We start from the raw sequence: 14,753 nt of genomic DNA, 5'->3' as shown, positions 1-14,753 counted from the left end.
ATCCGAATCATGATTGCCAACATCCGCCCAATATGTTAACTTTTAATAAAAATAAGTTAACATATTAAGGGGGCATTAATGATGAGAGAGCAGCTGTCTTTGTCTTGGGAAGCAATAGCGGAGAAGGCGATGAAAAATGAACCAATCACGGCGCAAGAGGGTTTAGACATTCTTGAAGCTGACGATAGTGAATTGTTACCTATTATGCATGCAGCCTATCAAGTACGATTTCATTTTTTTCAAAAAAAGGTGAAATTAAATATGATTTTTAACGCAAAAAGTGGATATTGCCCTGAGAACTGTGGATATTGTTCACAGTCGATGATTTCAAAAGCACCAGTTGAAAGATATACAATGCTTGATCAAAAAACCATTGTGGCTGGCGCGCGTGAGGCACTCAATAGAAAAGCCGGAACTTATTGTATTGTGGCAAGCGGGAGAGCGCCTTCTCATAGGGAATTAGATGAAGTCACTGCAGCAGTCAAGGAGATCACTGAAACGATGCCTTTGAAAGTGTGTGCCTGTCTTGGATTATTAAATGAAGACAAAGCGAAGCGGCTGAAGGAAGCGGGTGTTCATCGGTATAATCACAATATCAATACACATCATGATCATCATGCTCAAATTACGACAACTCATACATACGATGACCGCGTGTCGACCATTGAGCAGGTCAAACAGTCTGGCATGTCACCTTGCTCAGGAGTCATTATTGGAATGGGTGAAACCAATCAGCAAATCGTTGAAATGGCCTTTGCGCTTAGAGCACTTGATGCGGATTCAATTCCAGTCAACTTTCTTCATGCCATCGAAGGAACACCGCTTGAGCACCAAAAACGAACACACCCGATCAAAGCATTGAAAGTGCTGGCAATGATGAGATTTGTCAACCCAACAAAGGAAATTCGAGTATCCGGAGGCAGAGAGTTTAATTTACGGACGCTCCAGCCGCTCGCACTTTATGCGGCAAATTCCATTTTTGTTGGTGATTATTTAACAACAAAAGGCCAGCAAGTCCAAACGGATCATCACATTATTGAAGATTTAGGGTTTGAAATAGAAGAATGTGCGTTATAAAAAAAGTCTGCCGATTCACCGGCAGACTTTTAAGATTAGAATCTTTTATGAAAATCGACAGTTCCACTTCCATCTTCTCGATCAAAGCTGCCAACAAACGTCCAGTTAATATATCCACCGTCACCATTGTTAACAAACGTACCATCTTCAAATACCCAAATACCAAATGTAATACCGTCATATTCAACACTATCATAGTAGACAACATTGTTCAGACCGCTAAAATCATGATCTTGGCTTAAGTTTTGGACAACAACGTTGTAGTTTTGACCTGCTTCATAGAATGCACTGTACGCCGCGTTTTTAACGAATCCATCACGATTTTGAGATGATTTTACTGCTTGTTCAATTTTATCGGCAATGGCTACTGGATCAATAGAGACACTTCCATCAACACCTGTTGTTGTAGCAGCTTCAGCCGTTTGACCAAAAATCGTAAGAGATAGAGGGGCAGCAATCATTGACGTAGCGATGACAGAACCAACAAACATTTTGCTTGTTTTTCTCATTATTTCTAACTCCTCCTTTAATTGGTATGTTTATGTACTACCCCTTTCTCTGTCTCTTAAACACTAATTTATGAAAAAAATTCTTATTCTACCAATTAAGAGGGCATTTTTACTGTTTAATTAGGCGAAATAACAAAAAAACTACTCTTATAAAAGAGTAGTTTATAGTATTACATGAACAGGATAAATAAAATCACACCTAGGATAATTCGGTATATCGCAAAAGGCACCAGTTTGATTTTATTGATTAGTTTTAGGAAGAATCGAACAACAAAGAGAGCCACAACAAACGCACTCACAAAGCCGACGATAAAGAATGGCAGCATGTCTGTTGTTAAATATTCGGCATTTTTCACAAGGGTTAACAAGCTTGCTCCCGCCATAATCGGCATCGCCATGATAAATGTAAAGTCTGCCGCAGCACGGTGATTCAAACCAAGAATAACCCCGCCTGCAATCGTCGAACCTGAGCGCGAGAAGCCTGGCCATAATGCCAAACATTGAAACAGTCCGATATAAAGCGCCTGACTGTAAGTCATGTTATCGACAGAGCTTGTTTCTGTTTTACGTTTATTGATCCAGTCAGCGACAAGCATCAGCACTGCCCCTAAAATCAAACCGACAGCGACCGTTCTGACGTCAAACAGGTATTTATCAATATAATCTTCAAATAAGAATCCTAAAATGACGGCTGGAACAAGTCCAACAGCAATTTGGGCAATGGTCAGTTTATGCCCGCTGCGCTTTTGTTCTTCGGTGATATTTTTCTTTAAGCCCAATAAGTTTAAAATACGATCTTTAAACACGATCATGACAGCTAAAATAGAGCCTAACTGAATCACGACTTTAAATGTGTTAGCCGCTTCTGGCGTAATAATTTCCTTTGATTTTAACCAAAGATCATCGACAATAATCATGTGACCTGTAGATGAAACAGGTGCGTACTCTGTTAATCCTTCGACAATTCCTAAAACCAGTGCCACGAATAAATCCCATAGATTCATGATTTTCTTTCCTTTCAATTCTGATCTTTTGAACACGCCAAACATCTATGTCCACATAAAGACAAGCTTCCTTCATCGAAAGCTCGTCTTTATGATACTATATTTTTTTCAAAAAAAGATTATGACATCAAACCTTTTCTTCTTTATACAAATTGGACCGCATTTTGAACCAATCAAATAAGTGAGTCGTGATGACCTTCAGAACGGCATACGTCGGAATAGCGACAATGATGCCGACCACGTTGAACAATTTACCGGCTGTTAATATAACAAAAATAATCGTAATGGGATGAATATGAAGGTTTTTCCCCATCACCTGAGGAGAAATGAATTTCCCTTCAACTAGCTGAACCACTGTCCAGACTATAATGAGTTTTAACAGCATTACTGGTGACGTCACAAGTGCAATCACAATCGCTGGTGTAATCGCAATTGTTGGACCAAGGTAAGGCACTATGCTTGTACATGCAGCAATGATAGCGAGCAGCAGCGCATAGTCAAGTCCAATGATCATATAACCGATTAACAGAAGAACACCGATACAGAAGCTGACAATGATCTGTCCGCGAATATACGAGCTCAGACGGTGGTTCATTTCGTGAAGCATGATATGTGTATGTTCCCTCATTTTACTTGGAAAAAATTTCAATAGATAGTCAGGCAGCTTTTTGCCGTCTTTTAATAGATAAAACAGAATAAATGGCACAGTCACGATCGAGATGATGACTTCTGTGAGCGCCCCTAAGAATGTTCCTACACCGGTAAAGGTGCTTTCCAAAATCTTCGTCGCTTGACTGGATGCTTTACTTACCAATTCAGACACGTTAAAGTTCATCGAGTTTTGCACTTGATTAATAAAGTTACTTCCTGTTAATTGTCTAATTTGATCTTCTACCGTATCGACGTATTTCGGAAGATTATGAAATAGACTCATGGTTTGAGCTTGTAAAAAAGGAATAATGGACACGATGGTCACTGTAATAATCCCAATAATGACAATATATAAAAGCAAAATGGAATAGATCCGCTTGATTCTTGCTTTCTCTAACAAGTTGACAATTGGATTTAATAAATAATACACGACCCCCGTTAAAATAATCGGTAAGGCAATGGTTTTGACGAGTACAATGAGCGGTGTGAAAATAAATGATGTCTTCATGAAAACAAGGATATTCAATCCAATTAATAACAGGACGAGTAAAAAGAGAACAAACTTGTTATCAAGAAAAAATTTTCTAAATCGACTGCTCCACATTTGCATAGAGTTCATATCGTTCCTCCAAACACGGGCTATTTTATGAGTAAATTGTACACTACTTGATCATGATATGGTGATCATTGTTTCAGCTTTTTTTCCCATTTTGCAATAGACATCGCCCATACAATGAGAATCGGCTGTCCAATAAGCCTTATCCATAGCAAGGCTTGTTCTGTATTTTCTTGACCTGGAAATGGTATTCCCTCACGAGCAGCAAATAAGTTTGCAGGGAAAATGAGTACAAGATAGACAGCAATGGATTTTGCCGCTGCAATCCTGACATTTGGCAAAAGCAGCAGCATGGCCAGCAGCCATTCAAGACATGCAGTTGCATAGACCATTACATATGGAAATGGCCAGCCTGGCATCATGCGGGCAAAGCCGCTCGGCTCTATCACATGAAAAATACCAGCCACTATGAATAAAAGCGCAAAGGTGTATGTACTTCCTATATGCAGGACGCGCTTCATGTTTCCTCCTCTCCCTTCTATCCTGAGTATTACCCGAAGAAGGAAGAAACTACCCACTTTTCGTACATTTATATCCTTTATGTAAGACGCATCAGCCTATATAAAGGTTTCATCGGCTTTTCAATAAAAAGAATATTCTTTCATACAAACGCTTTCAAAGCATGTATAATCAGAGAAAAGCAGAAGGAGGGAATGACATGATTCGATTTGCTGTCATCGGAACGAACTGGATTACAGATCGATTCTTACAGGCTGGTGAAGGAATTGCTGATTTTACATGTACAGCCGTCTATTCACGGTCCGCTGAAAAAGGACAGGCCTTTGCCGAAAAATATGGGATTGATACAGTTTTTACAAACTTACAACAAATGGCGGAAAGTGATACGTTTGATGCCGTGTATATTGCGAGTCCAAATGCACTTCATAAAGAGCAAGCCATGTTGATGATGGAGCATCAAAAACATGTTTTATGCGAAAAACCATTCGCCTCTCATCGAAAAGAAGTGGAAGAAATGATTGCCGCAGCGAAAAAACATCAAGTGTGTTTGATGGAAGCGATGAAAACGACATTTCTGCCAAACTTTCTTCAAATCAAACAGCATCTTGATCAGCTTGGACCTATCAGGCAAGTGGTCGCGCATTACTGTAAATATTCCTCAAGATACGATGCCTATCGAAACGGCGAGCTTCCAAATGCCTTTAAGCCTCAGCTATCCAATGGTTCTTTAATGGATATCGGTGTGTACCTCGTCTACCCAGCCATATACTTATTTGGTCTGCCGAATCAAATCAACGCGAAAGGCTATAAGCTTTCTTCTGGTGTGGATGGGAACGGTTCAGTCCTTTTACAGTATGACGGGCATCAAGCACTTCTTTTTCATTCTAAAATTTCAACGTCTCATTTATCTGCTGAAATTCAAGGCGAGGATGCCACGATGGTGATTGATCAATTCCACCGTCCTTCACGAATCACGATACATGACCGTGACGGACATCAAACTGACGTCTCTCTCAAAGATGATCAGCCAGCTATGTCTTATGAAATCAATCATTTTATTGAGTGTATTCAGCAGGGAATGGGGCAGTCTCCGGTCAATACTTTTGCGCTATCTGTTCAAACCATGTCCGTCATGGATGAAGCGAGAAGACAAATGGGCGTGATGTATCCTGCCGACAGACAAAATGTATAGGACATGAAATGATGAACAAAGGGCGAAATTTGTTTGTTCGCCCTTTGTTTTTTTACGTTTCGTGTCAGTCGTTTATTTTGCCGCTAACACATCCGCAAATGCTTTCACATACGGCGGAAGGTCCGGCGGACGTCTGCTGGAGATGAGGTGGCCATCTGTGACCACTGCCTCATCGAACCATTCCGCACCAGCATTTGTCATATCATCTTTAATACCAGGTGTACTTGTCACTTGTCTGCCTTTCAGGATTCCTGCTGAAATCAGCACCCAGCCGGCATGGCAAATCTGCCCGATTGGTTTTGCCTTCGCATCAAATGTACGGACGATCTCTAATACTTCTGGATAGCGGCGCAGTTTATCAGGCGCCCATCCGCCAGGGACTAGCACAGCATCATAATCATCAGCTTGGATGGAATAAAAATCTGCATCAGATACCGCCGGCACACCATACTTCCCGATGTACTCATGATTTGCTTTTTCACCTACAAGATGGACAGTCGCCCCTTCTTCTCTTAAACGCAGAACCGGATACCATAGCTCTAAATCTTCAAAATCATCACTGACAAACGCAATGACCTTCTTATCTGATAAACGCATACTATCTCTCCTCTTCTTTTGATTACCTCTATTGTACGAGATGACCTCTTAAAAAGAAAAGCGGTTCCCCTTGAGGAGAACCACTTAACCTTATTCGCTGATCTTGAATTTTTTAATTAAATCACGTAATTCTTCCGCCATTTGGGAAAGAGTCGTGGATGAAGAACTAATCTCTTCCATAGAAGCAAGCTGCTCTTCAGCAGATGCTGCGATATCTTGGATACTTGCTGAACTCTCTCTTGATACATCTGCAATTTCATTCACTGCTTTAGAAATTTGCTCAGATCCTTTTGAAAGCTCTCGCACCGTTGTATTCATTTCATTCATTCTTGCTGCGATTTCCGATGTTTGCTCATTTATTTGTGAGAAGCTTTCTTTCGTTTGATCTGTAATAGTAAGACCATTCTTCACTTCTTCATTCACTGCTTTGAACATATTTTGAGATGTTTCAATTTCAGAGACAATTTCATTCACAAGCTTTTCAATCTCTTTTGCTGAATCCGATGATTGAACCGCTAGTTTACGCACTTCTTCCGCAACAACAGAGAAGCCTCTGCCTGACTCGCCTGCACGCGCTGCTTCTATGGCAGCATTTAGTGCAAGTAAATTCGTTTGATCCGCAATGCCGTTAATCACACCTAGGATGTTTGTAATATCTTTTGATTTATGCTCTAGTCCGTTGATCACGCCTTCAGCTTCTTTCACTGAATGGTCAATCGTCTTCATTTGGCCAACAGTTTGCTCCACAAGCTGTCCGCCTGTTTCCGCGACTGTTTTTGATTGAACAGATGACGCTGTGATGACATCAGACGTTTCGGCAACTTCGTTCAGTCCTTCATTCATTTGTTTTAAATGAGCCGCGCTTTGTTCCACCATTTCGCTTTGATTTTCGTTGCCGTTTGAGAATGTTTCAATAGATGATGTAATATGTTCGGTTGCTTTTGTTGTTTGACCTGCGCTTGCCGTCAGTTCTTCAGATGATGAAGCCACATTCTCAACAGATGTTTGTACAGCTTGAATGACATCTCTTAGGGACTCACTCATTTCATTAAAGCTTGTGCCAAGCTGTCCAATTTCATCTTTTGAGCGGACATCAATTTTTTCTGTTAAATCTCCCTGACTGATCTTCTTCGAAGAAGAGACAAGAGTGGAAAGTGGTTTTGTAATGGAACGGATGATAAAGAAGATCAGAATCCCGCCAATGATAAGAGCGCCGGCTAAAATGATGGCGGCCATGTTAAAGACTGGCTGTGCAGCTTCTTCTACTTCACTGACAAACATCGTCCCGACAATCTTCCAGCCAGTCGCCTTGTTTGTGGTGAACTCCATTTGCTTTTCTTTTCCTTCAAACATATAGCTCATCGATCCGTTATCTTGTGAATACATCTTTTCTAACCATTCACCAGATAATTTTGTTCCCGCTTTTTTCTTTGGATGTGCCACATATGTACGATCTGGACTTCCAATAAAGGCATAGCCTTGTTTCCCAATGTTAATGCTATTGGACTCTTTTACTAGATTCGCAATGTCTAGGTTCATCGCGATGACGCCTGATCCATCCTCTAGTTTTTTAGAAATGGTTACCACAAGTGTACCGGTTGAAGCCGTTGCATATGGTGCTGAAACAGACAGCTCACCGTTTTTCGCCCAGCCGTCTTTATACCAATCCCGCTCAGTTGCGACATAACCTGCAGGCATTTTTTGATTAGGATATCTTGAAAACACTTTGCCGTCACTTGAAGCGACAAAAATGCCTTCTGTGTCATCATTCATACTCATGAACTGCTCAAAGCGTCCTTGAATATCGGTCGTTCCTTTTTGCTTGAGCTTTTTCTCCGTGATCCATTTGCTAAAGAAATCGGCTGCGTCTGTTTTCACTTTTACAACCTTCGTAATATTTTTATCTAGCTGCTCTACGTTTTCCTTTGCACTTTGCATAATTTGATCATTTAAGGAGGTGCTAGCCGTATGATATGAAGAGAATGCCAATACGATGATTGGGCATAAAAGAATAAATAAGAAAGAAAATACGAGCTTTTTTGAGATAGATGGCTTTCTGAAATACTGTATGAATTTCATAAAAAAGAAAACTCCTTTTAGTAAGATAGTATATATATCGGAAGTACTACTAGGTTGTTTACTTTTTTAACTTATTAAAGTCTAAATAAGTCCAAATTACCCAATTTATATGCATCGAATGGAAAAACACCTGACGTTTTCGCGTCAGGTGCTTAAGATTGTTGACAAATGGCTAAAATGTTCTTGATTTTAGCCATTTGTCTTCTTTTTCAGTGTGATAGAAAACCTTTGGACTAGTACCGGAGCGCAGACCTGACACCGAATGCGAGGGTTTGTCTACACGCTGAAACACCTGACGTTTTAGCGTCAGGTGTTTCGCTACTCTCTTACATTTTAAATTGTTTAATGAGCTCTCTAAGTTCTTCTGCCATCTGAGATAAAGTGGCAGAGGATGAGCTGATTTCTTCCATAGATGCCAGCTGCTCTTCTGCGGAAGCCGCGATATCTTGGAAGCCTGCTGAGCTTTCTCTTGAGAGCTCTTTGATTTGATTCACCGCATGGGAAATATCATTTGAGCCATGCGATAGTTCTTTGGCTGTTCCGTTCATTTGTTTCATTTGTTCTGTCATTTCTGATGTTTTATCAGTGATTTTCTCAAAACTCACTTTCGTTTCATCTGTAATGTTTAATCCAGATTGCACTTCTCCTGCTACTTGTTTAAACATTTTCTGCGATTTTTCTATTTCCTCCACAATTTCGTTCGTCAGGCTTTCAATTTCTTTTGAAGAGCTTCCTGACTGCTCTGCCAGCTTGCGGACTTCTTCTGCGACAACAGAGAAGCCTCTGCCTGCTTCACCTGCTCGTGCGGCTTCGATCGCAGCGTTTAAAGCAAGGAGATTCGTTTGATCCGCAATACCGTTGATGACCCCAAGAATGTTTGTAATATCTTTTGATTTCTGCTCTAAGCCTGCAATGACAAGCTCTGCTTCTTTTACTGCCTGCTCTATGGTTTGCATTTGACCTGCTGTTTTTTGAACGAGTTCTCCTCCAGCCTGAGCGGTTTTGCTCGATTCGATCGACGATTCCATCATATGAGAGGTTGTGTCGACCATATGCGATAGGCTGCGATCCATTTCGTTTAACTGGACCGAGCTTTTTTCGATCATATCATTTTGATGTTCAGTGCTGTTTGAGAACTGTTCAATAGATGAAGTGATATGCTCGGTCGCTTGAGCTGTCTGCCCCGCACTTGCCGTTAACTCTTCAGACGAAGCAGCCACATTTTCAATGGAATTTTGGACAGCTTGAATGACTTGTTTCAACTTTGCTGACATATCGTTAAAGCTTTGCGCAAGCTTACCGATTTCATCGTGCGTACGAACTTCAATATGCTGGGTCAAATCACCTTGACTGATTTTCTCAGCCGATTCAGAGAGCTCTATCAGTGGCTTTCGAATCGATTTAATAATAAAATAAATCGCGATTCCGCCAATGACAATCGCAGCCGCAAGGATGATCATTGTTAAGTCGAGCACTGGCTGTGCGGCTTCTTTTACTTCATTCACATACATCGTTCCAGCAAGCTTCCAGCCTGTTGCTTCATTTGTGTCAAAAAACATTTGCTTCGGCTGGCCATTGTATTCATATTCAAAACTGCCTTCTTTTTTATCATACAGTTTCTTGACGAAGTCACCGGTCAGCTTTGTTCCAGCTTTATCAGTTTTATGGGCAACATAACGCTGATCTGAGGTGGCGACAAACGCATAGCCTTCTTGGCCAATTTTGATGCTGTTTGTATCTTTCACAACCGTATTTAATCGTACATTCACCCCAATCACACCAGATCCATCCGCTAATTGTTCTGATATTGTGATGAGCAGGTCATCAGATGACTTACTTGCAAAAGGATCTGAAATGATAAGTTTCTTATCTCCCATCGATTGCTGAAACCATGGTTCATTTTTTGCGCTTTTTGTATTATCTTTGTGGATCTCAGAATATTCAGTTAGTTTACCATTTTGATCTGCAACAAACACTTCTACTACATCGTCATCTGTTTCCGAGAATTGCTCTAATTTCACTTTGAGTAAATCTTTGTTTTTAGCAGCCAACTCACTCTTTTTGACCGATTTGGATAAGTAAGAAACAATGTCAATTTTAGGCTGTATATCTTTATTAATGAGTTCGTTTAATTGTTGAACACCATTTGCAGCGCTAGACATAATCTCATCATTGAGAGACTTTGATGCCACTTCATAAGAAAATGCGGCCAATACGAGAATTGGCACTAGGAGAATCGCTAAGAATGCAGTAATTAATTTCTTCGACATCGTAAAGTGCTTAAAAAAGTTGATTTTTTTCATTTCTCTACTCCTTTTGATTTATGATTTGTGGTCTTCCTCTTCTATTCTTAGGTAATATGAATTATTTTTCAAGGAATAATGTTCAAAAAACCCAAAAAATAAGTATAATTACCCATTTCTTTTGATTTATTCAATGAAAAAGAGCCTCTAGCTGGAGGCTCTTTTCTTCATGTCTATTCAACCTTAAATTTGCTAATTAAATCGCGTAATTCTTCTGCCATCGAAGAGAGTGTGGCAGAGGACGAGCTGATTTCTTCCATTGATGCCAGCTGTTCTTCTGCTGAAGCAGCAATGTCTTGAATATTTGCCGAGCTTTCACGTGATACGTCTGCGATCTCACGAACAGCCTCTGACACATGTGCCGAGCCATTTGAAAGCTGGACAACAGTTTGATTCATTGTTTGGAGCTGGTCAGAAATTTCTTTTGTCATGTCGAAAATATTGTGGAAGCTTACTTTCGTTTGTTCAGTGAAGCTTAGACCTGATTGAACTTCTCGATTCACCGCAGTAAATACTTCCTGTGATACATCGATGTCTTGCACGATTTCTTTGATCAAATTCTCAATTTCTTTTGCTGAGTTCGCACATTGAACCGCCAGTTTTCTTACTTCTTCTGCTACAACGGAGAAGCCTCTGCCAGATTCACCAGCTCTTGCTGCCTCAATCGCTGCATTTAGCGCAAGTAAATTCGTTTGATCGGCAATTCCATTGATGACACCGAGAATTTGGGTAATGTCTTTAGATTTACTTTCAAGTGCACTGATGACATTCTCTGCTTTTTTCACGGACTGATCAATGACATTCATTTGAGAAGCGGTTTTTTCAACAAGCTGGCCGCCTTCTCCTGCGATATCTGTTGATTTGATCGATGAAGCAGTAATAGATTCAGCCGATTCATTCATATTCTGAAGACCGCGGTTCATTTCTTCTAACTCTTCTGAGCTCAATTCCACTTTATCATTTTGGCTTTCATTTCCGCTGGAGAATTGTTCAATGGCTAGTGTAATATGCTCTGTTGCTTTACTTGTTTGTCCTGCGCTGGCAGTCAGTTCTTCTGATGAAGATGCGACATTCTCGACTGAAGTTTGAACGGCTCCAATGAGGGATCGCAATGAGTCAATCATCGTATTAAAGCCTTTACCAACTTGTCCAATTTCGTCATCTGACTGGATCTGAAGCTTATCGCGTAAATCACCTTCGCTGACTTTTTTCGAGAAGCGGGCAAGATTGGATAATCTTTTTGAAATAGAGCGGACGATAAAGAAAATGAGGGTTCCTGCTACAATGAGTGTGACACTGAATACGATAATGGCTGTATTGAAAACGGGCTTTGCCGCTTCTTCTACTTCAGATACGAGCATCGTTCCACCAATTTTCCAGCCGGTTAATTCATTGGTTACATATGCAACCTTTTTATCTGTTCCTTTGAGGGTATAGCTGCCGCTTCCTTCTTTGTTTTTAAAAATAATACTGGCCAGATTCTCATTGACCTGACTCCCTGACTTTTGGGTTGGATCTGCTAAAACCGTTTTATCTTTCTCCATGATGAAAGCATAGCCTTTTTGCCCAATTTTGATTTCTTTTAGTTTTTGGAGCAGGCTGTCAATTTCCATATCAAGACCAATGACACCTGAACCATCTTTCATTTTTTGGGCAATTGTGATAACCATTTTGCCTGTGGATGCTGCTACATATGGTTTTGTGATGACTTGTTTGCCGTTTTCTGCTTTCAATGCCTCTTGATACCATGGACGTTCTCTTGGATCATAGCCATCTGGCATCTTTTGAACTGGGTATTGCATAAACAATCCCTTTTCAGAGCCTGCATAGATCGCGGATACATCTTTTTCATTAATTTTTCCAAATTGCTGTAATTCTTTAATGGTCGCATTTCTATTTTTTTCTTGAAGGTTAGACGCTTTGAGCGAGTCTGTAAACAGTGTCACAGCATCTGATTTGTTTCCAATATTCTCATTGATTAAGGTATCAAATGCATTGACCTGACTCATCGCACTGCCCATAATCTGTTTGTCTAGCTCTGTCTTTGATGTAAAAAACGCACTAATTGTCAGTGCCACAGTTGGCAGGATAAGGACGACCAAAAAGGCAATGATTAATTTTTTTGAAATGGATGGTTTTTTGAACCATTGGATCATTTTTCCCATTTTAACTTTCCCCCTTTACTTCTCTAAAGTTATTATCGGATGAAAGGTGTATTTTTAGAGGCTGGAAATGACGTTTAAAAATAAAAAAAATACCCAGACAATTCTGGATATTTTTTCATCATTATTTAATTAATTTTAAATTGACTTGTGAGCTCTTTTAATTCTTCTGCCATGTTGGCAAGTGTCACAGAAGAAGAGGTGATTTCTTCCATAGATGCAAGCTGCTCTTCTGCGGAAGCCGCAATGTCCTGAATGTTTGCTGCGCTTTCTCTAGAGACTTGGCGCATCTCCTGCATCGCTTGTGAAACAAGCTTTGAACCGCTCGATAGGTCAATTGCTGTATCGTTTAATTGCGACAGTTTTTTCGACATTCCTTCTGCCGCCTCATAAATGTGCCGGAAGCTTTCTTTTGCTTCTTCTGTCATACCGAGTCCTGCGTTTACTTCTCGATTGACTGCTTTGAACATATCTTGAGATTTAGCAATTTCTAACACAATTTCCTGAATGAGCTTCTCAATTTCTTTCGCTGAATCTGCGGATTGGACAGCTAATTTCCTCACTTCTTCTGCAACGACGGAGAAACCGCGTCCTGATTCACCTGCTCTTGCTGCTTCAATTGCTGCATTAAGCGCAAGTAAGTTTGTTTGATCCGCAATGCCGTTAATGACATTTAAAATACTCGTAATATCTTTAGACTTGTATTCTAATTCTTTCATGACCTGCTCTGCTTCTTGTACGGATGTATCAATATGTTTCATTTGGCTTGCTGTGCTTTCAACAATTCGCCCGCCTTGACCAGCCGCCTCTGTTGATTGAAGTGAGACAGCAGCTACTTCAGATGAAGTGTGTGACATATCTTGTAATCCTTCGTTCATTGCCACAAGCTGATTCGTACTAGATTCGACTTTCTCGTTTTGTGCTTCATTTCCATTTGAAAATTGTTCAATCGACATCGTAATATGCTCTGTTGCTTGACTTGTTTGGCTGGCACTTGCCGTCAGCTCCTCTGAAGCCGAAGCCACGTTGTCGACAGATTGCTGTACAGCGCGAATGACGTCACGAAGAGATTCACTCATCTTGCTGAAGCTTCTTGTGAGATCTCCTATTTCATCCTTCGATTTGGTTTCGAGGGTTTCTGTTAAATCCCCTTCACTCACCTTTTCTGAGAAATCAACAAGCCTTCTCAGTCCAATAGTGATGGAGCGAACGATGAAGAAGATAGTGATACCGCCAAGGATAAATGAAGAAATTAAAAGAATAATGGCAGAATTCCAAACTGGCTGTGCTGCTTCTTCTGTTTCTGATACAAACATCGTTCCAGCAATTTTCCAACCTGTTAAATCATTTGTCACAAAAACGAGACGTTTTTGTTCTCCTTTATTCTCATAAGTTGATGTTCCTTCTTTTCCGCTGTAAAGGATAGATGAAATATTTCCTGTGACCTTAGATCCTGACTTTTCTTCTGGATGGGCTACAATTTGTTTGCTTTTATTTGCAATAATTGGATATCCTTCTCGTCCAATTTTAATTTCTTTTATTTTATCAACAATGTCTTGCACATCAATGTCGATTCCGATCGCTCCCGACCCGTCCTTCAGGCGCTGGGCAATCGTGACCACCATGCCGTTTGTTGTAGCAGAAATGTATGGATTGGTGACAACTGGCTCACCTTTTTCATCCTGCATCGCTTGCTGATACCAATCGCGTGTTGTTGGGTCATAGCCTTTTGGCATGTCTACTTTAGGAAACTGAATGAAATCACGATTTTTACTTGCTGCATAAAATCCAACCACATCATCTTCGTTGATTTTGCTGTATATTTCAAAATGCTCATACAGTTCGTCCTGGTTTTTCTTTTTAAAGTCTGCAGCAGTAGTTGTTTGAGTAAAAAGTTTCACCGCGTTTTCTTTATTCAAAAGCTTTTGCTCGATCATGTCATTCATCTCATTGACTCTTGCTTTTGCTCCGTACATGATTTCATGATCTAATTCTTCTTTGGCAATCTGATATGAAATCGTACTGAGTGTAATGATTGGCAAGACGAGAACAAGTGTGAATGAAATAATCAGCCTTTTGGAAATCGATGGTTTTTTCAACCATT

General features: G+C 40.3%; 11 protein-coding genes and 3 pseudogenes. 2 read left to right on the top strand and 12 right to left on the bottom strand.

All coding sequences use genetic code 11. The features are described 5' to 3' along the window. Positions 1-81: 81 nt before the first annotated feature. Positions 82-1,077: a biotin synthase BioB gene (bioB, locus tag NSS92_RS18810; RefSeq protein ID WP_340870269.1), complete on the top strand. Its 996-nt coding sequence runs from the start codon at positions 82-84 to the stop codon at positions 1,075-1,077. A gap of 35 nt (positions 1,078-1,112) precedes the next feature. Here bioB and NSS92_RS18805 read toward each other — a convergent pair whose 3' ends face one another. From NSS92_RS18805 to NSS92_RS18790, 4 genes are all read right to left on the bottom strand, one after another. Then, positions 1,113-1,586, bottom strand: a complete 474-nt coding sequence (locus NSS92_RS18805; RefSeq protein WP_340870195.1) for a stress protein — start codon at positions 1,584-1,586, stop codon at positions 1,113-1,115. A gap of 170 nt (positions 1,587-1,756) precedes the next feature. After that, positions 1,757-2,590: an undecaprenyl-diphosphate phosphatase gene (locus tag NSS92_RS18800; RefSeq protein ID WP_267586518.1), complete on the bottom strand. Its 834-nt coding sequence runs from the start codon at positions 2,588-2,590 to the stop codon at positions 1,757-1,759. A 127-nt stretch (positions 2,591-2,717) separates the two neighbouring features. Further along, positions 2,718-3,860 carry an AI-2E family transporter gene (locus NSS92_RS18795; protein ID WP_024423275.1) on the bottom strand — a complete coding sequence of 381 codons (1,143 nt, stop codon included), beginning with the start codon at positions 3,858-3,860 and terminating at the stop codon, positions 2,718-2,720. Between the two features lie 65 nt (positions 3,861-3,925). Beyond that, positions 3,926-4,318, bottom strand: a complete 393-nt coding sequence (locus NSS92_RS18790) for a DoxX family protein (RefSeq protein ID WP_340870191.1) — start codon at positions 4,316-4,318, stop codon at positions 3,926-3,928. 197 nt (positions 4,319-4,515) lie between these two features. Here NSS92_RS18790 and NSS92_RS18785 point away from each other — a divergent pair, with 197 nt between their 5' ends. Then, entirely contained in the window at positions 4,516-5,508 is a 993-nt protein-coding gene (locus tag NSS92_RS18785; protein WP_340870188.1) for a Gfo/Idh/MocA family protein, read from the top strand. Positions 5,509-5,580: 72 nt separating this feature from the next. Here the strand turns inward: NSS92_RS18785 and NSS92_RS18780 are convergent, their stop codons facing one another. From NSS92_RS18780 to NSS92_RS19490, 8 genes and pseudogenes are all read right to left on the bottom strand, one after another. Next, a complete protein-coding gene (locus NSS92_RS18780) occupies positions 5,581-6,105 on the bottom strand; it encodes a type 1 glutamine amidotransferase domain-containing protein (RefSeq protein ID WP_340870185.1) in 525 nt (174 codons plus the stop codon). A gap of 90 nt (positions 6,106-6,195) precedes the next feature. Beyond that, complete coding sequence (gene tlpB / locus NSS92_RS18775) at positions 6,196-8,184, bottom strand: methyl-accepting chemotaxis protein TlpB (RefSeq protein ID WP_340870184.1); 1,989 nt, start codon at positions 8,182-8,184, stop codon at positions 6,196-6,198. Between the two features lie 326 nt (positions 8,185-8,510). Then, entirely contained in the window at positions 8,511-9,458 is a 948-nt protein-coding gene (locus NSS92_RS19515) for a methyl-accepting chemotaxis protein (RefSeq protein ID WP_410972996.1), read from the bottom strand. Next, positions 9,450-10,346, bottom strand: a pseudogene (locus tag NSS92_RS19510) (HAMP domain-containing protein); the annotation flags it as partial. The pseudogene NSS92_RS19510 and the gene NSS92_RS19515, both read right to left, overlap by 9 nt. A 314-nt stretch (positions 10,347-10,660) precedes the next feature. Then, positions 10,661-11,611 (bottom strand): methyl-accepting chemotaxis protein, encoded by a 951-nt coding sequence (locus NSS92_RS19505; protein ID WP_411353418.1) that lies wholly within the window; start codon positions 11,609-11,611, stop codon positions 10,661-10,663. Beyond that, positions 11,606-12,496 (bottom strand): annotated as a pseudogene (locus tag NSS92_RS19500) (HAMP domain-containing protein); the annotation flags it as partial. The pseudogene NSS92_RS19500 and the gene NSS92_RS19505, both read right to left, overlap by 6 nt. Positions 12,497-12,777: 281 nt before the next feature. Beyond that, positions 12,778-13,605, bottom strand: a complete 828-nt coding sequence (locus tag NSS92_RS19495) for a methyl-accepting chemotaxis protein (RefSeq protein WP_445661657.1) — start codon at positions 13,603-13,605, stop codon at positions 12,778-12,780. Between the two features lie 114 nt (positions 13,606-13,719). Continuing rightward, positions 13,720-14,586: pseudogene (locus NSS92_RS19490) on the bottom strand (cache domain-containing protein); the annotation flags it as partial. Between the last annotated feature and the right edge of the window lie 167 nt (positions 14,587-14,753).

The organism is Bacillus sp. FSL M8-0166 (assembly GCF_038008825.1).
In the GTDB taxonomy this organism is placed as follows: Bacteria; Bacillota; Bacilli; order Bacillales; family Bacillaceae; genus Bacillus; species Bacillus safensis.
The sequence above is the reverse complement of the archived record's forward strand: the minus strand, read 5'-3'. Positions and strand labels throughout refer to the sequence as shown.